A 25,840-nucleotide genomic window follows, 5' to 3' on the forward strand; every position below is an offset into this window, starting at 1 on the left:
GCGGCCGTCCAGACGGTCGCCGACACAGCCTGTGGGGGGCACAGTTGAATACAGCACGACGATCGAGACGTCTCGCGGCCACACTGCTGGCCTCCGCCCTGGCCGGCGGCGGTCTGACCGTCGCCGCGGCGCCCGCCGCGCACGCGGCGGCCGGCGACGTCGTGGCCAAGCTGCCGATCTCCTCGTTCTCGGCGCTCGCGGTCGACTCCGCGCACCAGCGCGTGTACGTCGCCGACAGCAACCTGGGCTCCTACGACAACAAGGGGCTCGTCGCCGTCTACGACTTCTCCGGCGAGCGGGTCACCACCATCAGCACCCAGCGCCACGTCTCCGGCCTCGCGCTCGACGCCGACGCGACCACGCTCTACGTCGGCGGACGCGAGGGCATGCTGAAGTACGACACCGCCACCCACCAGCCGCAGGGCGGTCTGTCCCTGTCCGCGGACACCTGTGGGCGCAGCCTGGCCATGGCGGGCGGCACGGTGTACTACACCTCGTCGTACACGAACTACGTGTCCGAGTGCGAGTCCTCGCTCACCCACCTGAACTCGTACCACACCGACAACACCGCCCAGGTCACCGGCTGGCAGGACTACGGCAGGCTCCAGCTGGAGGCCGGTCCGGGGGACCGGCTGCTGATGGGCCAGCCGCCCAACACCCGGGCCGCCGACCCGTTCGTCGCGGTGTACGACGCGAGCGGCCAGACCCTGGTGCGCACCGCCGGCCGCCGTTTCGCCGACGCCGACGGCAAGGGCGCCCTCAACCTCAAGGACCTGGCGTTCTCCCCGGACGGCAGCAGGGTCGCCGTCGCCGACGCGGCCGCCGGCACCCGGCTGCTCGACGGCGCCGACCTGTCCGACGCCCCGACCGGCTACCCGGCGCTGCCGTCCGGCGCCTCCGCGTCCGCCGTCGCCTACAGCGGTGACGGCAAGTACCTCGCACGCGGCGCCTCGGCCACCGGCGCGACGCCCGACCTGCTGCTCTCGCCCGCCGACCCGGGCGACGCGACCGCCCCGCTGGAGTTCGCCTTCGAGGGCAGCCTCGACGGCGACCGGGTGGCGCCGCGCGGTCTCGAGTGGTCCGCCGACGGCTCCCGGCTGTTCGCGGTCACCACGAACACCGCCGGCAACCAGTACTGGCTGCACGTCGTCCAGCCGCCCGCCGTCCAGTACGACACCCGCTTCACCGACGGCCTCACCCAGAGCCCCGCCCAGGCGGTCGCCGGCGAGGCGCTGGCGGTGCGCGGCAGGCTGGAGCTCGACGGCCCGGCGCCTGCCGCACCGCTGAAGGTGACGGCGACCCGCACCGACGCGAACGGCACGCACGAGATCGGCACGGCGACCGTCAAGGCGGACGGCACCTTCACCGTGCTCGACGAGCCGGACCAGGTCGGCGAGGCCACGTACACCGTGTCGTTCCTCGGCGACCTCACCCACCGTCCGGCCACCGACGTCACCCGCACGGTGAACGTCGGCAAGGCGGCCTCCGCGATCGCGCTGACCGCCCCGGCCGAGGCGTCGATGAGCACCGGTGTGCAGCTCACCGGCACGTTCACCGCGCAGGGCAGGGCGCTGCCCGAGCGGGCCACGCTGAAGGTGCAGCGCACCGACCGGCTCGGTACCGGCACCCTGTCGTCGGTGACCGTCGCCGCGGACGGCACGTTCACGATCGACGACCTGCCGCGCACCCGCCGGGACACGACCTACACGGTCAGCTGGCCCGGCGACGACCTGCACGAGGGCGCCACGGCGTCGGCGACGGTGCACGTCACCCGCTGACCCTGAGAGGACCCGCGCCGGCCCGGGACACCGGGCCGGCGCACCGCGGCGCTCCGCCTACCTCCCGCGTTGCCAAGTCCCCCATGCATCAGCACACTTCATGAAGCATGAGGACAATACGGGGGGCGTACCGCGGTTCCATGTGGGGTGTTCTGGCCCTGCTCTTCCTGGCGGGTGCGGCCGGACTCTTCGTCTTCCGGGACACCGCGCCGCTGCGCGACAGCCCGCTGGCCGACATCCTCGCGACCGCGCTCGGCGCGTCGGCCGTCGGGCTCGCGCTGTACCAGACAGGCATCACGGTCAGGGCCGAGCGGTCGGACACCGCACGGCATTTGACCGACTTCAAGAACCAGGTGGACCGGCGTCTCATGGCCGCCCCGCGCGGCTACTTCCCGGGCTCCGACAACGTGATCCCCGTCGGCTTCAAGGACTCCGCCGATCCCGGGACGACGGTGTCGGATCCGCTGGGCGACTACTTCACCTCGGCACGGTGCGAGGACCGCCTGGTCGTCCTCGGCGGCCCGGGCTCCGGGAAGACGGTCGCCGCGACCCAGCTGATGGCCCACCTGATGGACGTCTGGAAGGACGGCGACCCGGTGCCCGTGCGCATCCCGCTGTCCACCTGGAACACCGAACTCACGCTTGTCGACTGGCTGTCCGGTTATCTGAAGGAGAGCGGCCTGGTCCGTTCCAAGGCCGTGGCGCGCCGGCTCCTCGAAGACCGTCACGTCCTGCCCATCCTCGACGGCCTCGACGAGATGGACCCGCCCGGCGTGCCGCCCTCGAAGACCCGGGCGCTGAAGGCCCTGCGACGGCTCAACCGCGAGTACGACGGCCGGACGGGCCGGGCGCCGCTCGTGGTGGTCTGCCGGAGGGACCGCTACAACGCCCTGAAGTCGAAGGAGAGGCTCGAACACGCCACCGTCGTCACCCTCCAGCGGCTCTCCAGCGACCAGCAGCTCGCGTTCCTGGGCAGGAGCTGCCGGGACGAGACGGGGCAGTGGCTGCCTGAATGGCGACGGCTCGCCGAGGCCCTCACCTGGACCGGCACCCCGCGGGGGCTGGCCCGGGTCCTCGACACCCCGTGGCGGATGGCGCTGCTGACCACGGCGTACACCGAGCGCGACGAAGACGACTACCGCCCGCTGCGCCAACCCGACGCGCTGCTGGCGATGCCGCTGGACGCGGTACCGGACCACCTGCTCGGCCTCTACACCCACGCCGCCGCGTCGACGTACAACCGGCAGCCGGGGGCCGGACGCCGGCGGGACCCCGCCAAGGTCGAGGAGTGGCTGACCACCCTGGCCGGGCATCTGCGGGACGACCACCGCCCGGACGGGTCGGACGACGGCGCCCCGCGCGCCCGTGACGAGGTGGTCTCCGACACGGATCTGGTGCTGCACCGGCTGTGGCGGATGGAGCGCGACTCCGGGATGCGGTACACCGAACTCGCGCTGCTGATCCTGCCGTTCGTTCTCTCGATCACCCTGGCCGAGTGGCTCGGCGTCACGCCCTGGGAGAGCCTCCCGTACGCGCAGCTCCTCGCCGTCGTCGGCCTGCTGTTCGTGCTGCAGGCGGTGCTGCCCGTGGCCCTGGAGAGCACCGGGCGGCAGCCCGTCCCGCGCCACCTCGACTGGCGGCTGCTGGGTCAGCCGAAGCTGATCGGCCTGAACGTGATGTACGTGATCGGCTGGGTGCTGTTCCTGACGGACCGGGGCCTCAGTCCCTCGCTTTTCGCGTTGGTCCTGGTCGGTAACGTCCTGTCGTTCGTGACCTCGCAGGCGGTCTGGAGCACGGGCGACCACCCGCAGGCCACCCTGACCGATCCGCGCGACCCGCTGCGCGCGGAGCTGCGGTACGCCTTCTTCTGGGCCGCCGTCACCTCGCTGTGGGTCGGCTCGCTGATCGCCCAGTGGACGGAGAGCGTCCTCGGCTTCGCCTACGGCGCGGTCCTCACCGTCCTGCCCGCGTTCACCGTCGCGGCGCGGGCCTGGCGCCGCTACGTCCTCTTCAAGTACGCCGCGGGCCGCCGGCTGCCCGCGGGGCTCGGCGGCTTCCTCGACTGGTGCGTCGAAGCGGGCATCATGCGCGTCGAGGGCTTCGCCTACCAGTTCCGCCACCGTGAACTGCAGGAGTGGCTGGCCGCCCGGGCCCGGCCGGCGCCGGGGCACTCCGGGTAAACGGCTCCGGACACGGGTACTCGGAGGCCCCGGCGTAGGAGGGAGGCGCGCCATGGCCGACGGTGATGACGACTTCTACTCGCGTGACCGGCCGGAGAACCCGTATCTGGAGGAGGACCGTCCGCGCGGTGGCGGCCCGGACGATCCGGGAGGCCGCGGGAACTGGCCCGTGTGGGCGATCATCCTCGCGGTGATCCTGCTCTTCGTGATCATCACCGTGCTCCTCGGCTGAGCACGGACCGCGGAGAGACGAGCACGGGAGGGCCGTGGCTCCCGGTCCGCGCGTCGCTGCGGGTGCACGCGGACCGGGGCCGTTCGAGGGGAGCCCGGGGGGGCTCAGCGGGACGCGAGCGGGCGCGGCGCGGTGGCCGCGGAGTGGGCGTCCATCCGCTCGGCGGCGAGGATCGCCACCGTTGTGTCGGCGCGGGAGGCGGCGACGACCAGGGCGCGGCCGGCGAGCGCGTGCGCCCGCCGGTGCAGGGCCGTCGCGCTGGGCGCGCGGCCGGTCGTGGTCGCCGACGCGCGGGCCGGCGTACGTCCTCCCCGCAGGCGGGCTATCTCGCAGGCGAGCCGCTCGGCCGCGGTGTCCAGATCGGCCGAGGGGGCCGCCACGCGCAGCTCGTCGGTGACGGTGAGCAGCGCGGCGAGGTGACCCGCGAGCTGGATGTCCAGCTCTTCCTCACGGGAACGGTGGGGGAAGTCGTGGGGGGTGCCGGCCATCGTGCTGTGGACCGACTTGCCACGGATCGGTTCGTACATGGATGGCCTCCTGGGAACTAACAGGAAACCATCCTAGCTTGGATTCCGTCTAAAGTTGACCCGGGTTCCAGGGAGACCTCAGGGCTGGCCGTAACCGTCGAGGAAGCGCGCGATCCGCCCGACCGCGTCCCGCAGATCGGTGACCGACGGCAGTGTCACCACCCGGAAGTGATCCTGTTCCGGCCAGTTGAAGCCGGTGCCCTGGACGACCATGATCTTCTCGCGGCGCAGTAGGTCCAGCACCATCCGCCGGTCGTCCCTGATCTTGAAGACCTCGGGGTCGAGGCGCGGGAAGAGGTACAGCGCCCCCTTCGGCTTCACGCAGCTCACACCCGGGATCTGCGTCAGCAGCTCGTACGCCGTGTCCCGCTGCTCACGCAGCCGTCCGCCCGGCAGCACCAGGTCGTTGATCGTCTGGCGCCCGCTGAGCGCCGCGACCACCCCGTGCTGCCCCGGCATGTTCGCGCACAGGCGCATGTTCGCCAGGACCGTCAGGCCCTCGATGTAGGAGTCGGCGTGGGCGCGCGGGCCCGAGATCGACATCCAGCCCACCCGGTAGCCGGCCACCCGGTACGCCTTCGACATGCCGTTGAAGGTGAGGGTGAGCAGGTCGGGGGCGACGGAGGCGGTGGGGACGTGCACCGCGTCGTCGTAGAGGATCTTGTCGTAGATCTCGTCGGAGCAGACCAGCAGGTTGTGGCGGCGGGCGATGTCGGTCAGGCCCTTGAGGACCGCCTCGTCGTAGACCGCGCCGGTCGGGTTGTTCGGGTTGATGATGACGATCGCCTTGGTGCGGTCGGTGACCTTGCGCTCGATGTCGGCGAGGTCCGGCATCCAGTCGGACTGCTCGTCGCAGCGGTAGTGCACCGCCGTGCCGCCGGAGAGCGAGACGGCCGCCGTCCACAGCGGGTAGTCGGGCGCGGGGACGAGCACCTCGTCGCCGTCGTCCAGCAGGCCCTGCATCGCCATCACGATCAGCTCGGAGACGCCGTTGCCGATGAAGACGTGCTCGACGTCGGTCTCGATGCCGAGGGTCTGGTTGTGCATGACCACCGCCCGGCGCGCGGCCAGCAGGCCCTTCGCGTCGCCGTAGCCGTGGGCCGTCGACACGTTGCGGAGGATGTCCTCCAGGATCTCGGGCGGGCACTCGAAGCCGAACGCCGCCGGGTTGCCGGTGTTCAGCTTGAGGATGCGGTGACCGGCCGCTTCCAGCCGCATCGCCTCCTCGAGCACCGGGCCCCGGATCTCGTAACAGACGTTGGCGAGCTTGGTCGACTGGATCACCTGCATGCTGGGAGCTTACGGCCCGTTATGGCCGTTCGGGCCGTGTCTTCCGCCACGTGAGACGCTCCGGTTCGGGTGTTTTGTCCGCTCACTGTCCCTGGAGTGCCTCGTTTCCCTACAATGCGCCGCCATGTCCACGTCTCCTCGGTACGCCGATGGGGGGAACGGCACGCCGGAGCCTCAGGGTCCGCCGACCGTGTACCTCCCCCAGAACACCCCGCCCCCGGCGTACGACGCGTACGTCGACCCGGCGAGCGCCCACGGCTGGCAGAACGCGTACGACGAGACGCGCGAACTGCAGCCGGTGGGGGAGTGGGACGCGCCCGCCACGCCGGAGGATGGCGGGCCGCACCCCGGCGTGCCCGGTCCCGCGGAGGGTGACGGGGCGGCGGCGGGCGGCGCGGGGCGTGCGGGCGGCCGGTCCGGCGCGCGCCACGGTTCGGGCCGCCGCGGCCGCCGCCGCGCCGTCACCCCGCGTTCGCGCCGCGCCGTGGCGGTCGCCGGAGCGGTGGGCGCGGCGTCGGTGGCGGCGCTGATCGCGGGATTCGCCTTCTCGGGCTCGCCCTCCGGCGCCCCCGACGGCAAGGGCGGCCGTACGCTCCCGTCGGCCGGGGAGTCCGGAGCGCGGACGGAGCCGGAGCCGGACGGGTCCTCGCCCGCCGGGGAGCCGGCCGCCGACGACGGCGCCCCGACCGGTCCGGGCTCTCCGCGCGCGAGCGCCGCGGGCGAGGACCGGAAGGGCGAAGGGGCTCCGGCCGGCGGGGCGTCGACCGGGCCGTCGGCCGGCACCACGTCCGCACCCGACGCCTCGCCGGTGGCGCCCTCGGCCACCACGGGACCGGGCGATTCCTGGCCGGGTGACTCCGGCGACCGGCCGGGGAGGGGGCAGGGGCCGAAGCGGCCCAAGTAGCCGCCCGCCCCCTCCGCTCCGCCCGTCCCCTCCCTGGTCCGCCCCCTTCATAACCTCCACACCGACTCTCCTCACGCCCGCCGCCCCCGCGCCCGCCGCCTCGGGGGAACCTGATCGCGCGACGAAGCTACCGGCCGGAAACAAGTCCTTGTCCCCTCGCCGTTCACGTGTCGAGAATGCACATGACAAATCTATGGGTGACCGGACGACGTCCGGTCACCCGACGTCGCAAGAGGGGACCCCCATGAGAAAACCTCTCGTCGTCGCGCTCTGCGCCCTGGCCTTCGCCGGGGCGGGCGCGACTCCCGCGGTCGCCTCCGCGCCTTCCCCCACGGGCGCGGATACGGCTGCGGGCGCGGTCCCGACCACGTTGACGGATGTCGTCAACAGCACGGTCGGGACCGCGGCGGACACCCTGTCCGGGCTCACCGCGCCCCGGGAGGGCGCGGTGAACTTCGCCGGCGCCGTCTCGCTCAGCAACTGCTCCGGTTCCGTCGTCCGCATGCCCGGCTCGGCGGACGACGACCCGGCGCTCGTGCTCACCAACGGCCACTGCCTGGAGAGCGGCTTCCCCGCGCCCGGCCAGGTCCTCGTCGACCGGGCGTCCAGCCGCACCTTCGGACTGCTGAACTCCTCCGGCTCCAAGGTCGCCACCCTGCGCGCCGACCGGCTCGTCTACGCGACCATGACCGACACGGACGCGGCGATCTACCGGCTGGGCACGACGTACGCGCAGATCAAGAGCGCGTACGGCATCGACGCGCTGAAGCTGAGCGGCACCCGTCCGGCGGCCGGCACCTCCATCAGCGTGGTGTCCGGCTACTGGAAGCGGATCTACAACTGCTCCATCGACGGATTCGCGTACCGCATGAAGGAGGGCGACTGGACCTGGAAGGACTCGGTCCGTTACACCTCCGCCTGCAACACCATCGGCGGCACCTCCGGTTCACCGGTCGTCGACGCCGCCACCGGCCAGGTGGTCGCCGTCAACAACACCGGCAACACGGACGGCGAGCGCTGCACGGTCAACAACCCGTGCGAGGTCGACGCGAACGGGCAGGTCACGGTCCGCAAGGGCATCAACTACGCCCAGCAGACGTATCTGTTCCCCGCCTGCTTCGGCGCGGACAACAGGCTCGACCTGAGTGCGAGCGGCTGCGCCGTCCCCAAGCCGTAGCCGGCCGGCGGCGGGCGGTCAGCGGGGAGACCTGCGGACCGCCCGTCCCGCCAGTACGTCCGTGCGCCGCCCGTCCTCGATGACGAACCGCCCGTCGACCAGCACGTGCGGTATGCCCGTCGGAAGCGTCCGGGGCTCCTCGAAGGTGGAGCCGGCGGCGACGGTCTCCGGGTCGAAGAGCACCAGGTCCGCCTTGTAGCCCTCACGGATCAGCCCCCGGTCCGGCAGCCGCAGCCGCGCGGCCGGCCGCGAGGTCAGGTGCGCGACGCACTCCTCCAGCGACAGCACCCCCAGCTCCCGCACGTACCGGCCCAGATACTGCGGGAACGTGCCGTACGCGCGCGGGTGCGGCTTGGCGCCCTGGAGGATGCCGTCCGAGCCGCCGGTGTGCACCCGGTGCCGCATGATCGCCCGGACGTTCTCCTCGTGCCCCACGTGCTGGAGGATCGTCGGGGCGAGCCTGTCCTTCAGGAGCAGCTCCCGCGCGACCGCCCAGGGGGTCTCACCGCGCGCCCGCGCCGACTCCAGCACCGTACGGCCCACGTACCCGTCCAGCGCCGGATCGCCGACGCCCGAGATCTCGATGGTCTCCCACTCCACGGGCACGCCGTGGCAGCCGTCCGAACCGGTGACCTCCAGATGGTGCCGGATCCGCTCGGCCGTCCCCTCGTCCGAGAGCCGCCGCAGGGTCTCCTCGGGTCCGCCCTCGCTCGCCCAGCTCGGCAGCAGCGCCACGAGGGTGGTGCAGCCGGGGGTGTAGGGGTAGGTGTCGAGGCTGATGTCGGCGCCCGCGTCCAGGGCCTCGTCCAGGAGGGTCAACAGCTCTGGCGCGCGGCCCTTGTTGACGCCGAAGTTCATCGTGGCGTGCGCCAGGTGCAGCGGGCAGCCCGCCTCCCGCGTCAGCGCCACCATCTCCTCGTACGCCTCCAGCGCGCCCGCGCCGTAGGAGCGGTGGTGCGGGCAGTAGTAGCCGCCGTAGGACGCCACCACCCGGCACAGTTCGGTCAGTTCGGCGTCCTTGGCGTACATCCCGGGCGTGTAGGTCAGCCCCGACGACATGCCGACGGCGCCCTGCTCCATGCCCTCGGCGACCAACCGCCGCATCCGGTCCAGCTCTTCGGGCGTGGCCTCCCGGTCCTCCCAGCCCACGGCGAGCGCGCGGACCGTGCCCTGCGGGATCAGATAGGCGGCGTTGACCGCGATGCCCCGGTCGAGCCGGTCCAGGTACTCGCCCACCGACCGCCAGTCGAAGTCGATGTCGTCACCCGGGCCGTTCCAGCCGGCGATCGCCCGCCGCACCTCACCCAGCGTGCGGTCGTCGACCGGGGCGTACGACAGCCCGTCCTGGCCGAGGACTTCGAGGGTGACGCCCTGCGCGGCCTTGGCGCCGTGGTCGGGGTCGCGCAGCAGCGCCAGATCGCTGTGGGCGTGCATGTCGATGAAGCCGGGGGCCAGCACCAGCCCCTCGGCGTCCAGTTCGCGGCGGGCCCTCGGGCGCTGACAGCCCGCGTCCGCCGCCTCCTTCACGATGCCGGTGATGCGGCCGCCGTCCACCACGACGTCCGCGCGGTACGCGTGGTCGCCGGAGCCGTCCACGACGTCCGCGTCCCGGATGACCAGCTCTTCCATCCCGGCCTCCTAGAAGAACGTACGGATGTAGTCGACCACCGTGCCGTCGGCCTCCGCCACGGGGATGAGCACCCATTTGTCGAACGAGGTGCAGGGGTGGGACAGACCCAGCCCCACCCAGTCGCCGACCTCCAGACGGGCCTCGGCGTCGGTGCGCAGCCACGCGTGCTGGTCGGACAGTCCTGTCACCGAGATCCCGTCGGCCGGGCGCTCGCCGCCGTCCCGGCGCACCACCTGGGCGACCGGCAGATCCAGGTCGTAGGCCGCGTCCCGCTTGCCCGCGTTGGTGAACGCCTGCTCGGGGGAGGGCCGGGACACCACCTGCGTCCAGAGCCGGAACGCCGGCTCCAGCGCGCCCTCCTCGGGGACCCGGTTGAAGGGGGTCAGCTCGCGGTAGTGGCCGTCGTCGTGCGAGACGTACGCCCCCGAGCGCAGCAGCTTCAGCACGGGGGAGGAGAGCTCCGGGATCCCGGCGAACACGTCCGCCACCGCGTCGAACCAGGCGCTGCCGCCCGCGCTCACCACGATCTCGTCGAGCCCCGCGAACCGCCCCGCCCTGTCGAAGTCCACGGCGAGCGCCACCAGCCGGCGCAGCCAGGACCGCACCCGCTCCGGGTCGGCCCGCGGCACCTCGCCCTCGTACCCGGCGACCCCGGCCAGCCGCAGCGTCCGCGCACCCGCCACGGCGTCGGCGACGGCGGCGCACTCCGCCTCCGTCCGCACCCCGGTACGGGCGCCCTCGCCGGCGGCGAGCTCGACGACTACGTCGACCGGGCGCGAGGCGCCGCTCAGCGCCTCGTCCATCAGCTCGACCCCGCGCACGGAGTCGACGTAGCAGAGGAAACGGAAGCCGGGGTCGGCGTCCAGCCGGCCCGCGACCCACTTCAGGGCCGCCGTGTCCACCAGCTCGTTGGCGAGGAACACCCGCTGGATCCCGTACGCCCGCGCCACCCGCACCTGGTGCGGAACCGCGAGCGTGATGCCCCAGGCGCCGTGCTCGATCTGGCGCCGGAAGAGCTGCGGGGCCATGGAGGTCTTGCCGTGCGGCGCGAAGGCGAGCCCGTGCCGGGCCGCGTACGTCTCCATCAGCCTCAGGTTGTGCGCCAGCCGCTCTGCGGAGAGCGCGAGCACGGGAGTGGTGAAGCCGTCGGTGAAGAGGTTGCGGCGCTGGGCGGCGAGCTCGCCGACGGTCAGCCCCTCGGCGTCCGGCGGGAGGCCCTTGAAGCGGTGGTCGACCCGTTCCTCGGCGAGGCGGGTGAGAGCGTCGAGGGCCATCGGAACCTCCTGATCAGCTGTGTTGCATTTCTTGCAACACTCATTGCGTATATCGCTTACCGCTGTCTAACATCTCGGCCACGTGCGGTCAACGGACCGTGCCCCGCCACCGGACGAGGAGCCCCGTCATCGTGACCGCCACCGGAGCCCGCAACGCCCCCGACGTCGTGGACGTCGTCGCGCTCGGCGAGTCCATGGTGACGTTCCTGCCCTCCCGGCCGGGCCGCCTCGCCGACGTCCCCTCCTTCGACCGGGGCATCGGCGGCGCCGAGTCCAACGTGGCCTGCGTGCTCGCGGCGGCGGGGCACACCGCCCGGTGGGTCGGCAGGGTCGGCGCCGACGGCTTCGGCGACCACCTGGTCGAGGCGATCGGCGGATACGGCGTCGACGTGTCCCACGTCCGCCGCGACCCGCGCCGCCCGACCGGCATCTACTTCCGCACCGCCGGGGACCGCTCCACCGACGCCCACGAGGTCGCGTACTACCGCGCGGGCTCGGCGGCCTCCGCGATGTCGCCGGCCGGCGTCGACCTGGACGCCCTGCGGGCCGGACGCGTCCTGCACCTGTCCGGCATCACGGCGGCGCTCTCCTCCGACTGCCTGGACCTGCTGCGCGAGCTGACCGCCCCCCGCCCCGGCCGCCCCCTGATCTCCTTCGACGTGAACCACCGCCCGGGCCTGTGGCGGGACACCCACGGCCCCGAGGTCCTGCTGGACCTGGCACGCGGCGCGGACCTCGTCTTCGTGGGCGAGGACGAGGCGGAGGAAGCCTGGGGCATCACAGGCGGCCCCGCCCGAATCCGCCAAGCCCTCCCCGAACCACAAACACTGGTGGTCAAACAAGGAGCACGGGGCGCAGTCGCCTTCCGCCACTCCGCGGGCAGTCGTGCCGCTGGGGCGGCACGGGTGGGCGCGGACGGCACCCCGCAAGCGCCGGGCCGCGCGACCAACCCCCGCCCAGCACCAGCACCGGCCACCTTCGAACCCGCCCTGCACGTGGACGTCGTCGCGACAACCGGCGCCGGCGACGCCTTCGCCGCCGGCTTCCTCTCCGCCACCCTGCGCGACCTGCCGGTCCGGGACCGGCTGAGGCACGGCCACCTCACCGCCGCAGCCGCCCTCACCGCCCCCGGCGACCTCGCCGCACCCCCCGCCCGCGCCCACGCCGACCGCCTGGCCGCCCTCGACGACACCGCGTGGGGGACACTGCGACTCGGCCCCGGCTGGACACGAGCCGATGAACACGAGGGGCCCGAGAAGGAGGCACGCACCCCATGAGCCAGACCGTAGACCGCGCCCTGAGCATCCTCCCGCTCCTCGCGGAGGGCCCCGCCGACCTCGGCCAGGTCGCCGACCGCCTCGGCGTGCACAAGTCCACCGCCCTGCGCCTCCTCCGCACCCTCCACGAGCACGGCATGGTCTACCGCCAGTCCGACCAGCGCTACCGCCTGGGCGCCCGCCTCTTCGCCCTCGCCCAGGAGGCGATGGAGAACCTCGACGTCCGCGAGATCGCCCACGCCCACCTCCTGCGCCTCAACGAGAAGTGCGGACACACCGTCCACCTAGCCGTGTACGAGGAGAACGAGGTCCTCTACATCGACAAGGTCGAGAGCCGCTACCCGGTCCGCATGTACTCGCGGATCGGCAAGCCGGTGGCGATCACCGTCGCCGCCGTCGCCAAGCTCCTGCTCGCCGACCTCCCCGAGTACGAGCGCCGCGCCCTCGCGGAGAAGCTCGACTACCCCATGTACACGTCCCGTTCGACACCCCACGCCACCGCGTTCCTCCAGGAACTGGCCAAGGTGCGCGAACAGGGCTGGGCCACCGACCTCGGCGGCCACGAGGAGTCCATCAACTGCGTCGCCGCGCCGATCCGCGGCGCCGACGGCCGGGTGGTCGCCGCGATGTCGGTGTCCGCGCCGAACGTCGTCGTCACCGCCGACGAACTCCTCACCCTGCTCCCGCTGGTGCGCCGTACGGCGGACGCGATCAGCGGCGAGTACTCCGGCAGAACCCCAGTGAAGGACACCCCCGCATGACCGAGAAGATCGCGCTCACCCCCTCCACCCACACCACCCCGCCCGCGAAGTTCTCCCACGGCGTCCGCAAGGGCAACATCCTCCAGGTCGCCGGCCAGGTCGGCTTCCTGCCCGCCGAGGAGGGCAAGCCGCCCACGCCCGCCGGCCCGGCCCTGCGCGAGCAGACCCTCCAGACCCTCGCCAACGTCAAGGCGATCCTCGAGGAGGGCGGCGCGAGCTGGGACGACGTGATGATGATCCGCGTCTACCTGACCGACGTGGACCACTTCGCGGAGATGAACGGCATCTACAACGCCTACTTCGAGGAGCAGGGCCTCACCCAGCCGCCCGCCGCCCGCACGACCGTCTACGTCGGTCTGCCCGCCGGCCTCCTCATCGAGATCGACGCGCTCGCCGTCCTCGGCTGACCCGCGCCTCCTCCCCCCACGCACCGCCGTACGACCTCACGGCACGGCATCCCCCACCCCCGGGACGCCGTGCCGCGATCCCCCCTGCCCGAAAGCACCATGCCCTTACCCAGAGGACCCCCGAATGTCCCATCCGTCCCTCCTTCTCGCCGCCTCCGCGCCGGCGGAGACACCACCGCACACCGGAGGACTGCTCCTCTTCCTCGACGGCACCGCGGGCCTGCTGACCGTCGCCGCCATCGGCATCGCCCTGTTGCTCTTCCTGATCATCAAGGTCAGGCTCCAGCCCTTCGTCGCGCTGCTCGGCGTCTCCATAGCCGTCGGCCTGCTGGCGGGTCTGTCGGTCACCGAACTCTTCGGCACCGTCCAGAGATCGGACGCGGTGTCCACCATCGAGTCCGGGATGGGCGGCATCCTCGGCCATGTCGCGATCATCATCGGCCTGGGCACGATGCTCGGCGCGATCCTCGAGGTCAGCGGCGGCGCGGAGGTGCTCGCGAGCCGGCTGCTCGGCCTGTTCGGCGAGAAGCGCGCCCCGCTCGCGATGGGCCTGACCGGCCTGATCTTCGGTATCCCGGTCTTCTTCGACGTCGGCATCTTCGTCCTCGCACCGATCGTCTACGCCGCCGCCAAGCGCTCCGGCAAGTCGATCCTGCTCTACTGCCTTCCGCTGCTCGCCGGTCTGTCCGTCACCCACGCGTTCCTGCCCCCGCACCCGGGCCCGGTGGCCGCCGCGGGGCTCCTCAAGGTCGACCTCGGCTGGGTCATCCTGATGGGCGTCGTCTGCGGTCTGCCGGCCGTCGCCGCCGCCTGGGTCTACTCCGCCTGGATCGGCAAGCGGATCTTCGTCGCCGTGCCGCAGGACATGGTCGAGGCCGCCCAGGAGGCCAAGGACGCCGTCGTCGCCGAGCAGCGCGCCTCCGGCGTCACGCCGAAGGAGGCGCCGGTGCCGCTCGGCACGGTCCTCGGCATCATCGGCACACCGCTGGTCCTGATCCTCGCGGCGACCTTCTCCTCGATCGCGCTGGACCCCTCCACCCTCCGCTCGGTCGTCGAGTTCTTCGGCCACCCCTTCGTGGCGCTCACCCTCGCCCTGTTCCTCGCGTACTACCTGCTGGGCATCCGGCGCGGCTGGTCCCGCAAGTCCCTGGAGACCGTCTCCACCTCCTCGCTGAAGCCGGTCGGCAACATCCTGCTGGTGGTGGGCGCGGGCGGGGTCTTCGGCGCCGTCCTCAAGGCCAGCGGCGTCGCCCAGGCACTCTCGGACACCTTCAACGACGTCGGCCTCCCGGTGATCGTCCTCTCCTACCTGATCTCCGTGGTGCTGCGGGTCGCGCAGGGCTCGGCGACCGTGGCCATCGTGACGACGGCGGGCATCGTGGCCCCGCTGCTGTCCGAGGGGGACCACTCGCAGGCCTTCGTCGCGCTGGTCATCATGGCCATCTCGGCGGGCTCGATCTTCGCCTCGCACGTCAACGACGGCGGCTTCTGGATGGTCGCCAAGTACTTCGGCATCAGCGAGCGGGACACCCTGAAGACGTGGACGGTGCTGGAGAGCGTGCTGTCCGTGGCCGGATTCGTGGTCGCCGCCGTGCTCAGCCTCGTGGTGTGAGCCGTGGTGCGGTTGTAGGCGTCCGATAACGAAGTTGGGGGCTGGCTGTGTCCGGCACAGGTTTGTCGGCCATACTCCTGCGGTGTGGAGCAGCGCATAGGTTCGAGCAGCCAGCCCCTGGAAGGCGCCGGATTCGACCCGGCATTCATCCCCGGGCTCACCTCACCCGCGTCCGGCCGTGAGGAGGACGCGAAGGCGGAGCAAGAGGACGCCGAGGACACCGGGGACACGGTCCCGGAGGAGGACGCCACGCCGGAGCCGGCGGCCGGCACGGACGCGGAGTCCGGCGAGGACTCCGCGCCCGCGGAGGCGGACCCCGACGGCCCCGTCTTCGAGGCGTCCGACCGCCGCGCCCGGGTCGTCGCCGACCACAGCGGTGTACGACTGCGCCTGGACGACCAGGAGTGCGAGTTCCGCTGGGACGAGATCGGCGCGGTGGAGACGGAGACCGCCCGCTTCGGCAAGCGCTGGACGGTCACCGTCCACACCCCCGACCGCCGGTGGTACCCGCTCGAGGTCGAGGCCGACTCCCGGAGCCGGTTCGCCGAGTGGGACACCGCCCTGGACGCGGTCCTCGACACGTACTTCGACGAGGACGCCGGCAGGTCCGCGGACGAGGACGCCCCCGGGACCTCCGAGGCCGCGGACGACTCCGGGGAGGCTTCCACCGACGGCAAGTAGCGCGCACCCGGCGGCTAGCCGCAGTACTGCCCCGCCTTCCCGATGGAGCGGTACATGCAGTCCGCGTTCTCCAGGAGTTGCAGGACGGCGTCCCGGTTGCGGGACGTCTCCCGCTCGATGACCTCGTCGGGCGGGTAGAAGCCGCCGCCGGAGCTGGAACCCGGGTACATCTCGAAGGTGTACCCGAAGATCTTGTGCGTGCCCCACAGGTAGTCGTCGATGGACCCGTCGGTGATGTACAGGTCGCTGGACTGCTGGGGGGTGTAGCCGTTGCTGGCCGCCATCTTCTGGCCGACCGTCCGGAACGCGGCGTAGTCGTCGGCGGTCATGCCGGTCGTGGTGTCGGAGTAGGTGTAGCCGAACGGCCACAGCACCAGTTCGCTGTAGGTGTGGAAGTCGATGCCGGCCTTGATCTGCTGGACGCCGCCGACGACCCGGCTGCGCACGAAGTTCGCCACCACCTTCACCTCGGTCGCGGACTCCGCGGCGGAGCCCCGGTACGTCTCGGAGGACGTGGAGCCCGAGGAGCCGCCGCAGCAGCCCCAGCGGTAGCCCCAGTTGCGGTTCAGGTCGGTCCCGACGTACGAGGAACCGGAGTTGGGCTGGCGGTTCTTGCGCCAGGAGCGGTAGGAGCCGGAGGCGATGTCGTACTCGCCGCCGTCGGGGTTGAGGTCGGGGACGATCCAGATCTCGCGGCCGTTGACCATGCTGGTGATCCGGGAGTCGCTGCCGTACCCCGCGCCGAGTTCGCGCAGCAGATACAGGGCCATCTCCACGGTGAGGTGCTCGCGGGCGTGCTGGTGGTGGGTGAACAGCACCTCCGGCTCGTTCTCGTCGCTCGCCACGTTGTCGCTGACCTTGATGGCGACGATGTCCCGGCCCTGGTAGGACTTGCCGATCACCCGCTTGCTCATGATGTTCGGATACGCCGCCAGCCGCTGGTCGATCTCCGCGTTCATCTCGGCGTAGTTGTGGTAGCGGGAGTCGGCCGAGGGGAAGTCGAAGAGGCGGAGGCCGTCGGCGGCGGAGGAGCGGTCGGGGGCGGCGCCCAGGGGCGTGACCTCGTAGCCCTGCTGCCGCAGTGCGCGGATCTGGTCGGCCCGTCCGGAGACCACCACGGTCTCCTCGTCCGCCTCGTCCACGGTGACGCCGGAACGCTGGATCGCCGTGCGGGTCACGGGAGTCGTGCGCTGGTGGATCTCGTACTGGCCGATGTCGCCGGCCGAGGGCGCGGCGCGGCCGGCGCTGTCCGCGCCGGCCTGTGTCGCCGTCAGCGACAGCGGCGCCGCGAGGGCGAGGGCGAGCAGGGTGGCGAGGGCGGCGGAGCGCCGTCTGCCGCGAATGCGGAGTCGCATGAAGTCTCCTTGTGGGAGGTGGGGTTGGTTCATGGCGACGTGCGTGGTGCGGTGCCGACATGGTTGTGGTGGTGGCATGAACGGGTCAAGGTGCGATTTTCGGTCGGTCGCCCGGCCAGGTACATCCCGTGAAGATCCCCGCACGCCCCCTTGTCCGACCGGCGGTCATGGGCTTTCTTGACCCCCATGGCGGACACCACGGGCAACATCCCAGACACCGGCGCACCACTCGCGGGCGATCCGGCGCCCCGTAAGTCCAGTTGGCGTCACATCGGTCCCGGCATCGTCGTCGCCGCGACCGGCGTCGGCGCCGGCGACCTCGTGGCCACTCTCATCGCCGGCAGCAACTTCGGCTACACCCTGCTGTGGGCGGCGGTCGTCGGCTGCCTGGTGAAGATCTCCCTCGCGGAGGCGTGCGGCCGATGGCATCTGTCCACCGGACGCACCCTCTTCGACGGCTGGGCGAGCCTCGGCCGCTGGACGACGTGGTTCTTCGCGGTCTACGCCGTCATCTGGGGCTTCGTCTACGGCGCGGCGGCGATGTCGTCGAGCGCGCTGCCGCTCCAGGCGCTCTTCCCGGACGTGATGGACCTCGAATGGTGGGGCATCGCGTGCGGCCTGGTGGGCCTGGTCTTCGTGTGGTTCAACAAGTACAGCGTCTTCGAGAAGGTCATGACGGTCCTGGTGGGCGTCATGTTCGTGGTGACCGTCTATCTGGCGGTCCGCGTCACGCCCAACCTCGGCGACGCCTTCGCCGGCCTCCTTCCGGTCCTCCCGGACGAGGAGGACTCGGTGCTCAACACACTCGGCCTGATCGGCGGCGTCGGCGGCACCATCACGCTCGCCGCGTACGGCTACTGGGTCAACGCCAAGGGCTGGACCAGCAGCGGCTGGATGAAGGTCATGCGCCTGGACAACCGGGTCGCCTACCTCACCACCGGCGTCTTCGTCGTCGCGATGCTCTTCGTCGGCGCCGAGCTGCTGCACTCGGCGAACGTCGCGATCGCCGGCGGCGACAAGGGCCTGATGCAGCTCGGCGACATCCTGGAGGAGGAGTACGGCACGGCCACCGGCAAGCTCTTCCTGATCGGCTTCTTCGCCACCTCCTTCACCTCGCTGATCGGCGTCTGGCACGGCGTGAGCCTGATGTTCGCCGACTTCCTGGCCCGGCAGCGCGGCGAGCGCGAGGCGCGCGGTGACGAGCTGGCCTCCGGCCGCCGCGAACGCTCCTGGGCGTTCCGCGCGTACCTGCTCTGGCTGACCTTCCCGCCCATGGTCCTGCTCTTCCAGGGCCAGCCCTTCCGGCTGATCATCATCTACGGCGTGCTGGGCGCCGCCTTCATGCCGTTCCTCGCCCTCACCCTGATGTGGCTCCTCAACTCCTCGCGCACCCCGCGCGAATGGCGCAACGGCCCGCTCAGCAACACCATGCTGGCCCTCGCCGGCCTGCTGTTCCTCGTCCTGTGCGTGAAGCAGGTCTGGGACCAGCCCTGGGCGGACTTCTTCTAGCCCCCACGACGCCGCCCCCGCTCACGGCCGGGTGAGCGGGGGCGGCGTCATGCTGTGAGGGGGGCGGTTACGGCAGGGCGTGGACGTGCGGGCCCACCGCACCGGACCAGGCGTTCCCGGCCGTGGCGTCCCAGTTGGTGGACCAGGTCATCGCGCCCCGGAGGGACGGGTAGGTCCTCGACGGCTTGAACGTGCCGCAGTTGGTGCCCTTGGTCAGGCAGTCCAGGGCGTTGTTCACCACCGCCGGGGAGACGTAGCCGCTGCCCGCGCCCCGGGTCGAGGCCGGCAGGCCCAGGCCCACCTGGGACGGGTCGAGGCCGCCCTCCAGCTGGATGCAGGCGAGCGCGGTCAGGAAGTCCACCGTGCCCTGGCTGTAGACCTTGCCGTCGCAGCCCAGCATGGAACCGCTGTTGTAGTACTGCATGTTGACGACCGTGAGGATGTCCTTCACGTTCAGCGCGGTACGGAAGTACGAGCCGGACGTCGACTGCATGTCGATGGTCTGCGGGGCCATCGTCAGGATCATCGACGGGCCCGCCTTCGCGGACAGCGACCGCAGCGCCTGGGTCATGTAGGTCGGGTTGAGGCCGTTCTCCAGGTCGATGTCGACGCCGTCGAAGCCGTACTCCCGCATCACCGCGTACACCGAGTCGGCGAAGTTCGCAGCGGAGGCGGAGTCGTTCACCGAGACGGTGCCCTTCTCGCCGCCCACCGAGATGATGACCTTCTTGCCGGCCGCCTGCTTGGCCCGGACGTCCGCCTTGAACTGGTCGACGGTGTAGCCTTTCAGGCCCGCCGAGTCGAGGTTGAAGGTGACCGCGCCCGGGGTCGTGGTGGCGTCGGCGAAGGCGACCGCGATGATGTCGTAGGCGGCGGGGACGTCCGAGATCCTCTGGACCGCCGCGCCGTTGTTGAAGTTCTGCCAGTACCCGGTCACCGCGTGCTTGGGCAGATCGCCGCCCCCGCTCCCGCCGCTCTCCTTGGTCCTGGCCGTGACCGCCGCCGACTTCGGCGACTCGCCGGCCGTGTTGGTGGCGGCGACCTGGAAGGAGTACGACGTGGAGGCCGCGAGCCCGGTCACCGTCGCCGAGGTGCCCGACACCGCCGTCACCTTCGTGCCGTCCCGGTAGAGGGTGTATCCGGTCGCCCCGGACACCGCGTTCCACGCCAGGGACACCGAGGACGCGGTGGTGCCGGAGACGGAGAGGCCGCCCGGGGTGCCCGGAACCGTCGGCGCCGGGTCACCGCCGCCGCCCCCGTCGGGACCGAACACGGACAGGTCGTCCACGTAGTAGGGGGCCTGGCCGTACCAGCCGTGGGTGTAGACCGTCACCGAGGTGGTGGAGGAGCCGGTGGTGAAGTTCGTCGACAGCTGCTTCCAGCTGCCTGAGTCCGGGGTCCAGGTGGAGACGTCCGTGGTGCCGGTGCCGGTCACGCCCAGGTAGGCGTAGCCGCCCTGCACCCAGCCGCTCAGCTTGTAGGCGGAGCCGGGCTTCACCGCGACGGTCTGGGAGCAGCGGGCGTTGTCCTGCCCGGCGGGGGTGGCCTTGAGGGCGGAGGCGCCGCCGTGCACCGGGGAGGAGACGGTCGCGCCGCTGCCGGCCGTACAGGTCCAGTTGTTCAGGCCCGCCTCGAAACCGGCGTTCCTGGCGTTGTTCACGTCCGCCGCCGACGCCTGGCCCGCGCCGGCGAGGGGAAGGGCGAGGGCGAGGGCGGAGACGAGGGCTCCGGCCCAGACGCGTCTGCTGCGGCCGGGCTTTTCCGGTGCGCGGTTCACTGGGGCCTCCGGTGGGGGAGAAGGGTGGGGGAGAGGGGGAGGAGGGAGCGACGGTGGCCACCGTTCGCAGCACAAGGTGGTCCAGACCAATACGGTTGTCAATAGGTCCAGACCAAAATCGACCAGTGAACCGGCCCGAGGCGCCGGCCGGCGTCAAGGCGGCGCACGATATGTACGCCCGCGGGGCCCGAAGGGGGCCGGCGAGATGCTCAACGTGCCCCGTTTTGGAGCATCTTGTGCCTCAGTCGTTGCTGTTCGGCTACTCAATCGCTGTTCTCCGCCCAACGGCCCGCGGATACAGTGCTGACGTAGTCACGCAGTGAAGTCACCAGGGTGCACCGGAGTGACGTCCGGTGGGCCGAGGGGCCTGGGGAGAACGGGGAGCCGCGCGTGCCAACTGCCATCGCCGTGACCGGCGCCGACATGGCGCTGCCGGCTCAGGACGAACGAACCCTGCCCGCCGCCGTGCTGCGGGACGTCGACACCCGCCCGCTCGAACAGGTCCTGGCCGAGCTGCAGACGCTCATCGAGCAGCACGGGCACGTCATCGTGATCTGCTCGCAGGCCGCCCCCACCGCCGTGCTTCGCCGTCTGCACACCCTGCGCTCGCTGCTGGAGAGCGACCGGATAGCCCTCTTCCGCCCCGATCTGCCGCCCCTCGGACTCGCCGTCCTGGCCCGCCAGTTGCGCCAGCTCGCCTCCTGCGACCTCAGCCCCGGCGTGCTCGCCTCGGCCGGCCGGCTGCTGATCCACTACATCCACGCCGGGGCGCTGCTGGGTTCCGTCGCCCGCCTCGACCGGGTCCCCGTCGACCTGAAGCAGCACGCCAAGTCCTGGATGCCCGGCAGCCAGTTCGCGGTACTCGCCCACCCGCAGCCCCAGCTCGTCCGGCTCGGCCCCGAAGCCACGCTTTCCGGCCCCGAGTTCGGCACCTGGATGCTCGTCGCCAAGGGCCAGCTCCAGTCCGACTGGGTCACCGGCACGCTCGCCCCGTCCTGGAACGTGCAGGGCCTGCGCGAGGCACCGCTGCCCGCCGAGTCCCCGGGCTGGTGGGGAACCGGCAAGGTCGTCGAGTTCTGCACCTACCTGCCCGACCTGTCCGTGCTGTACCAGCTGGTCACCTCCGTACGGCGCGGCACCTGCCACTGGTGCGGCATCGACGTCATCGGCGACCGGTGCGTGTTCTGCTCCGCCGTACCCCCCGCACCCGAGGGCGCCCCGGCCCTCACCCGGCGCACCTGAGCCCCTCCGTCCACCGGCCGCACGACCCGCCCCACACCGCCCGATTCCGCTCGACCGATATCCCCGATGAGGTTGCACGGTTCATGAACTCCCGTCAGCGCCGCGGCGTGATACTCCTGCTTCTGTCGGTCCTGTGCGCCCTCGGCGCGTTCGCCGGCGTGCTCTCCGTCATCAGCGACGTGGAGTCCAAGGTCGGCCCCGAGGTCACCGCGTACCGGCTGAAGACGGACGTGGCGCCCTACACCCCGCTCAGCACGGGCCAGTTCGAGAAGATCAAGATGCCCGAACGGTGGCTGTCGAAGAACGCCGTCACCGACCTGGCCGGGATCCGGGACAAGATCGCCGTGACCGGACTGCGCGAGGGCTCCCTGCTGCAGAGCGACATGATCGTGGACCGGCCCGCCCTGCGGCCGGGACAGCAGGAGGTCGCCATCATGATCGACGCGGCGACCGGCGTCGCCGGCAAGATCACCCCGGGCTCCACGGTCAACGTCTACGCCACCTTCGAGGGCGAACGCGAGGGCGACCCCGACCAGTCCCGGGTCATCGTGACCAACGCCAGGGTCCTCGACGTGGGCCGGCTCACCGCGCTCCGGCCCGACGAGAACGACCGCGGCCGGGAACCCACCGACGCCGTCCCGATCACCTTCGCGCTGTCCGCCATCGACGCCCAGCGCATCACCTACGCCGAGTCGTTCGCCCAGCGGGTCCGCCTCGCGCTGGTGGCACCCGGAACCGACACCACCGTCCCGGACTCGCAGCGGACGTACGAACTCGCGAAGGACAAGTGAGACCGCATGCCCACGAGGATCCTGCCGGCAGTCGGGGACGCGGACGCGGTCCGGTCCGTCACCACCCTGCTCAGCCAGCTCCCGGACGCCGAGCCGGTGGCCCCGGTGGCCGACTCCACCCAGCTCGTCGACACGCTCGCGCGCCTGGCCGCCGAGTCCGTCGACGAGCTGCCCGAGGTCGTGGTCGTGCACGAACGCATCGGCCCCGTCCCCGCGCTGGAGCTGATCCGGGAAGTCGCCCTGCGCTTCCCCTCCGTCGGCGTCATCCTCGTCACCTCGGACGCGAGCCCCGGCCTCTTCCAGGCCGCCATGGACTACGGCGCCCGCGGCCTGGTCGCGCTCCCGCTCAGCTACGAGGAACTCGCCAGCCGCGTCCAGGCCGTCGCCCAGTGGTCCGTCGGCGTACGACGCCACCTCGGCTCCGGCGGCGACGTGTTCACCGGCGCCGGCGGCACCGTCGTCACCGTCAGCGGCGCCAAGGGCGGCGTCGGCGCGACCCTGACCGCCATCCAGCTGGCCCTCGCCGCACAGGCCTCCGGCCGCGCCACCGCCCTCGTCGACATGGACCTCCAGACCGGCGACATCGCCTCCTACCTGGACGTCCAGTTCCGCCGCTCGGTCGTCGACCTCGCCGCCATCACCGACATCTCCCCGCGCGTCCTCGCCGACGCCGTCTTCCGCCACGACACCGGCCTCGCCCTGCTGCTCGCCCCCGGGGAGGGCGAACGCGGCGAGGACGTCACCGACCGGGCCGCCCGCCAGATCGTCAGCGCCCTGCGCTCCCGCTACGAGGTCGTCGTCATCGACTGCGGCGCCCAGCTCGGCGGGGCCGGCGCGGCCGCCGTGGAGATGGCCGACACGGCCCTGCTGGTCACCACCCCCGACGTCGTCGCCGTACGCGGCGCCAAGCGGGCGGTGCGGATGTGGGACCGGCTGCAGATCCGCAAGGCCGAGGAGACCACCGTCGTCGTCAACCGGCACACCCGGTCCACGGAGATCCAGCCCCCGCTCATCCGGAAGATCACCGGCACCGTCGTCGCGGCCACCGCGATCCCCGCCCACTTCAAGGAACTGCAGGCCGTCGTGGACGCCGGACGCGTCCACGAACTCGAGAACAAGAGCACCGTGAAGCAGGCCCTGTGGGGCCTGGCCGGCGAACTCGGCCTGGTCAAGGCGGCCCAGGGCGACCGGAAGGCGGGCCGGCTGCGCGGCGACCGGGGGTCGGTGAGCTTCCGGCGGCGCAGGGACGGAGGGGGAGGAACATGAGGCCGGCAGTGCCCGCGCGGGCCCGTGACCGGGGCCAGGTGACCATCGAGTTCCTCGGCATGACCCCGACGATCCTGGTGACGCTGGTGGTGCTGTGGCAGCTCGTCCTGGTGGGGTACACGTTCGTCCTCGCGGGGAATGCTGCCGACGAGGCCGTACGGGCGGGCACGGCGGTGGCACCCGGCGCACGCCCCGGCGCCTGCCGGACGGCGGGACTGGACAAGCTGTCGCAGGCGTGGGCGGGGGGAGCGACCGTGAACTGCACCACCTCGGGCGGCCTCGTCACCGCCGACGTCAAGCTGCGCGTCCCCCTCCTCTTCCCCGGCACCCTCTCCTTCCCCTTCCAGGTGAAGGGGCACGCGGGCGCGGTCGAGGAGGAGACGGACTGACATGCCGTACACGCCGGACGCACGCCGCCGCAGCGACCGCGGCCAGGTCGCCCTCGAATACCTCGGCTTCCTCCCGGTGCTGCTGATCGTCGCCATGGCCGCCATCCAGCTCGGCCTCATCGCCTACACCGCCCAGCAGGCCGGCACCGCCGCCCGCGCGGCGGCGCGCGCCGCGTCGCTGGGCGAGGCGTACGGCTACACCTGCAGGGCCGCCATCAGCGACTGGCTCGCCGACGGCACCTCCTGCGAGGGCTACCCGGGAGGCGAGGAGGTCACCGTCACCGCCACCGTCGACATCCCGTCGATCGTGCCGGGCTGGAACTTCGACCCGGTCCGCAAGAGCGCCACGATGCCACGCGACCACTGACCGGGGACCGGAACCGGCAAGCAGCGACCAGGAACAGCACAGGGACCAGGAACCAGGAACGAGGAGCAAGCGACTCATGAGCCTGCGGGCACGCATCAACTCCCCCGAGGAGACGGCCGGGCGCGGCGAGGACGGCCACCTGGTCGCCTCCTACCGCGCCAAGCTCCTCGAGGAGATCGACCTCGCGGAGATGAGTTCGCTGGCGGCGGCCGAGCGCCGGGCCCGGCTGGAACGCGTACTCGGCCACATCATCAGCCGCGAGGGCCCGGTCCTGTCGACCGTCGAACGCTCCCAGCTGGTCCGCAGGGTCGTCGACGAGGCGCTGGGCCTCGGCATCCTCGAACCCCTGCTGGAGGACGCGTCCATCACCGAGATCATGGTGAACGGCCCCGACGCGATCTTCGTCGAGCGCGGCGGCCGGGTGGAACAGCTCCCCCTCCGCTTCGCCTCCAACGACCAGCTGATGCAGACGATCGAACGCATCGTCTCCACCGTCAACCGCCGCGTCGACGAGTCGAACCCCATGGTCGACGCCCGCCTGCCCTCCGGCGAGCGCGTCAACGTCATCATCCCGCCGCTCTCCCTGACCGGCGCCACCCTCACCATCCGCCGCTTCCCCCGCTCCTTCACGCTCCAGGAGCTGATCGGGCTGGGCTCGCTGGACGAGCACACGCTCTACCTGCTGGCCGGACTGGTGCAGGCCCGCTTCAACGTCATCGTCTCGGGCGCGACGGGCACCGGCAAGACGACCCTCCTCAACGCCCTGTCCGGCCTGATCCCCGAGGGCGAACGCATCATCACCATCGAGGACTCCGCCGAACTCCAGCTCCAGCAGCCGCACGTCATCCGCCTGGAGTCCCGCCCGCCGAACGTCGAGGGCAAGGGCCGGGTCACCATCCGCGACCTGGTCCGCAACTCCCTCCGGATGCGCCCCGACCGCATCGTCGTCGGCGAGGTCCGCGGCGGCGAGTCCCTCGACATGCTCCAGGCGATGTCGACGGGCCACGACGGCTCCCTCGCCACCGTCCACGCCAACAGCGCCGAGGACGCGCTGATGCGCCTGCAGACCCTCGCCTCCATGTCCGACGTGGAGATCCCCTTCGTGGCGCTGCACGACCAGATCAACAGCGCCGTCGACGTCATCGTCCAGCTCACCCGCTTCGCCGACGGCGCCCGCCGCATCACCGAGGTCGCCCTCCTCGAGAGCCACGGCGGGGAGCCGTACCGGCTGGCCACCGTCGCCCGCTTCCACGCCCGGCCGATGACCGCCGACGGGCGCGTGTACGGCGCCTACGAGCACTACCCCCTGCCGCGCCGCACCGCAGACCGCCTCTACATGGCGAGCCAGCCCGTCCCCCAGGCGTTCGGCGTCGCCCAGTCCTACGACCAGCTCACCACCCGAGAAGCCAGGTAG

General features: G+C 71.8%; 23 protein-coding genes. 17 read left to right on the forward strand and 6 right to left on the reverse strand.

Annotated features, from left to right (window positions below):
* Positions 1–44: 44 nt before the first annotated feature.
* The 3 genes from CNQ36_RS22705 (at position 45) to CNQ36_RS22715 (ending at position 4,190) form a co-directional block, all read left to right on the forward strand.
* Complete coding sequence (locus CNQ36_RS22705) at positions 45–1,778, forward strand: TolB-like translocation protein (protein WP_121547341.1); 1,734 nt, start codon at positions 45–47, stop codon at positions 1,776–1,778.
* Between the two features lie 140 nt (positions 1,779–1,918).
* Positions 1,919–3,958 carry an NACHT domain-containing protein gene (locus tag CNQ36_RS22710; RefSeq protein ID WP_163013340.1) on the forward strand — a complete coding sequence of 680 codons (2,040 nt, stop codon included), beginning with the start codon at positions 1,919–1,921 and terminating at the stop codon, positions 3,956–3,958.
* Positions 3,959–4,010: 52 nt separating this feature from the next.
* Positions 4,011–4,190: a hypothetical protein gene (locus tag CNQ36_RS22715; RefSeq protein WP_121547343.1), complete on the forward strand. Its 180-nt coding sequence runs from the start codon at positions 4,011–4,013 to the stop codon at positions 4,188–4,190.
* 104 nt (positions 4,191–4,294) lie between these two features.
* Here CNQ36_RS22715 and CNQ36_RS22720 read toward each other — a convergent pair whose 3' ends face one another.
* Positions 4,295–4,717, reverse strand: coding sequence for an SCO4983 family protein (locus CNQ36_RS22720; RefSeq protein WP_121547344.1), 423 nt, complete (start codon positions 4,715–4,717; stop codon positions 4,295–4,297).
* Positions 4,718–4,795: 78 nt separating this feature from the next.
* On the reverse strand, positions 4,796–6,007 hold the full coding sequence (locus CNQ36_RS22725) for a pyridoxal phosphate-dependent aminotransferase (RefSeq protein WP_121547345.1): 1,212 nt from the start codon (positions 6,005–6,007) through the stop codon (positions 4,796–4,798).
* Between the two features lie 124 nt (positions 6,008–6,131).
* Between CNQ36_RS22725 and CNQ36_RS22730 the strand changes: the two genes are divergently transcribed.
* A complete protein-coding gene (locus CNQ36_RS22730; RefSeq protein WP_163013341.1) occupies positions 6,132–6,911 on the forward strand; it encodes a hypothetical protein in 780 nt (259 codons plus the stop codon).
* 244 nt (positions 6,912–7,155) lie between these two features.
* Positions 7,156–8,088 (forward strand): S1 family peptidase, encoded by a 933-nt coding sequence (locus CNQ36_RS22735; protein ID WP_004926408.1) that lies wholly within the window; start codon positions 7,156–7,158, stop codon positions 8,086–8,088.
* An 18-nt stretch (positions 8,089–8,106) separates the two neighbouring features.
* Here the strand turns inward: CNQ36_RS22735 and CNQ36_RS22740 are convergent, their stop codons facing one another.
* Together CNQ36_RS22740 and CNQ36_RS22745 are read right to left on the reverse strand one after the other, a co-directional pair.
* Positions 8,107–9,717, reverse strand: coding sequence for an N-acyl-D-amino-acid deacylase family protein (locus tag CNQ36_RS22740; protein WP_121547347.1), 1,611 nt, complete (start codon positions 9,715–9,717; stop codon positions 8,107–8,109).
* Positions 9,718–9,726: 9 nt separating this feature from the next.
* Positions 9,727–10,992 (reverse strand): amino acid deaminase, encoded by a 1,266-nt coding sequence (locus CNQ36_RS22745; RefSeq protein ID WP_121547348.1) that lies wholly within the window; start codon positions 10,990–10,992, stop codon positions 9,727–9,729.
* A 131-nt stretch (positions 10,993–11,123) separates the two neighbouring features.
* Between CNQ36_RS22745 and CNQ36_RS22750 the strand changes: the two genes are divergently transcribed.
* The 5 genes from CNQ36_RS22750 (at position 11,124) to CNQ36_RS22770 (ending at position 15,730) form a co-directional block, all read left to right on the forward strand.
* Positions 11,124–12,269, forward strand: a complete 1,146-nt coding sequence (locus CNQ36_RS22750; protein ID WP_121547349.1) for a sugar kinase — start codon at positions 11,124–11,126, stop codon at positions 12,267–12,269.
* The gene (locus CNQ36_RS22755; protein ID WP_004926403.1) at positions 12,266–13,030 is read left to right on the forward strand and encodes an IclR family transcriptional regulator; all 765 of its coding nucleotides are present in this window, start codon (positions 12,266–12,268) and stop codon (positions 13,028–13,030) included. Before CNQ36_RS22750 ends, CNQ36_RS22755 begins: the two co-directional genes overlap by 4 nt.
* Positions 13,027–13,437, forward strand: coding sequence for a RidA family protein (locus tag CNQ36_RS22760; RefSeq protein WP_121547350.1), 411 nt, complete (start codon positions 13,027–13,029; stop codon positions 13,435–13,437). Before CNQ36_RS22755 ends, CNQ36_RS22760 begins: the two co-directional genes overlap by 4 nt.
* Positions 13,438–13,561: 124 nt before the next feature.
* The gene (locus CNQ36_RS22765) at positions 13,562–15,049 is read left to right on the forward strand and encodes a GntP family permease (RefSeq protein ID WP_121547351.1); all 1,488 of its coding nucleotides are present in this window, start codon (positions 13,562–13,564) and stop codon (positions 15,047–15,049) included.
* An 84-nt stretch (positions 15,050–15,133) separates the two neighbouring features.
* Positions 15,134–15,730 carry a hypothetical protein gene (locus CNQ36_RS22770; RefSeq protein ID WP_163013342.1) on the forward strand — a complete coding sequence of 199 codons (597 nt, stop codon included), beginning with the start codon at positions 15,134–15,136 and terminating at the stop codon, positions 15,728–15,730.
* Positions 15,731–15,744: 14 nt separating this feature from the next.
* Here the strand turns inward: CNQ36_RS22770 and CNQ36_RS22775 are convergent, their stop codons facing one another.
* The gene (locus CNQ36_RS22775; RefSeq protein ID WP_004926399.1) at positions 15,745–17,085 is read right to left on the reverse strand and encodes a M14 family metallopeptidase; all 1,341 of its coding nucleotides are present in this window, start codon (positions 17,083–17,085) and stop codon (positions 15,745–15,747) included.
* A 186-nt stretch (positions 17,086–17,271) separates the two neighbouring features.
* Here CNQ36_RS22775 and CNQ36_RS22780 point away from each other — a divergent pair, with 186 nt between their 5' ends.
* On the forward strand, positions 17,272–18,594 hold the full coding sequence (locus CNQ36_RS22780; RefSeq protein WP_040906241.1) for an Nramp family divalent metal transporter: 1,323 nt from the start codon (positions 17,272–17,274) through the stop codon (positions 18,592–18,594).
* 67 nt (positions 18,595–18,661) lie between these two features.
* On the opposite strand, the gene CNQ36_RS22785 is transcribed toward CNQ36_RS22780, so the two are convergent.
* A complete protein-coding gene (locus CNQ36_RS22785) occupies positions 18,662–20,371 on the reverse strand; it encodes a chitinase (protein WP_121547353.1) in 1,710 nt (569 codons plus the stop codon).
* Positions 20,372–20,779: 408 nt separating this feature from the next.
* On the opposite strand from CNQ36_RS22785, the gene CNQ36_RS22795 reads away from it, so the two are divergent.
* The 6 genes from CNQ36_RS22795 to CNQ36_RS22820 all read left to right on the forward strand — a co-directional run bounded on the left by CNQ36_RS22795 (position 20,780) and on the right by CNQ36_RS22820 (position 25,840).
* Positions 20,780–21,613, forward strand: a complete 834-nt coding sequence (locus CNQ36_RS22795) for a hypothetical protein (protein WP_121547354.1) — start codon at positions 20,780–20,782, stop codon at positions 21,611–21,613.
* An 83-nt stretch (positions 21,614–21,696) separates the two neighbouring features.
* Positions 21,697–22,404 (forward strand): Flp pilus assembly protein CpaB, encoded by a 708-nt coding sequence (cpaB, locus tag CNQ36_RS22800; RefSeq protein WP_004926393.1) that lies wholly within the window; start codon positions 21,697–21,699, stop codon positions 22,402–22,404.
* A gap of 6 nt (positions 22,405–22,410) precedes the next feature.
* Complete coding sequence (locus CNQ36_RS22805) at positions 22,411–23,670, forward strand: CpaE/TadZ family protein (RefSeq protein WP_121547355.1); 1,260 nt, start codon at positions 22,411–22,413, stop codon at positions 23,668–23,670.
* Positions 23,667–24,059 carry a pilus assembly protein gene (locus CNQ36_RS22810; RefSeq protein ID WP_121547356.1) on the forward strand — a complete coding sequence of 131 codons (393 nt, stop codon included), beginning with the start codon at positions 23,667–23,669 and terminating at the stop codon, positions 24,057–24,059. The genes CNQ36_RS22805 and CNQ36_RS22810 overlap by 4 nt, the downstream gene beginning before the upstream one ends.
* A 1-nt stretch (position 24,060) precedes the next feature.
* Positions 24,061–24,426 carry a TadE/TadG family type IV pilus assembly protein gene (locus CNQ36_RS22815; protein WP_121547357.1) on the forward strand — a complete coding sequence of 122 codons (366 nt, stop codon included), beginning with the start codon at positions 24,061–24,063 and terminating at the stop codon, positions 24,424–24,426.
* A gap of 76 nt (positions 24,427–24,502) precedes the next feature.
* Positions 24,503–25,840, forward strand: coding sequence for a TadA family conjugal transfer-associated ATPase (locus CNQ36_RS22820; protein ID WP_004926389.1), 1,338 nt, complete (start codon positions 24,503–24,505; stop codon positions 25,838–25,840).

The sequence above is a fragment of the Streptomyces fungicidicus genome (assembly GCF_003665435.1).
Classification (GTDB): domain Bacteria; phylum Actinomycetota; class Actinomycetes; order Streptomycetales; family Streptomycetaceae; genus Streptomyces; species Streptomyces fungicidicus.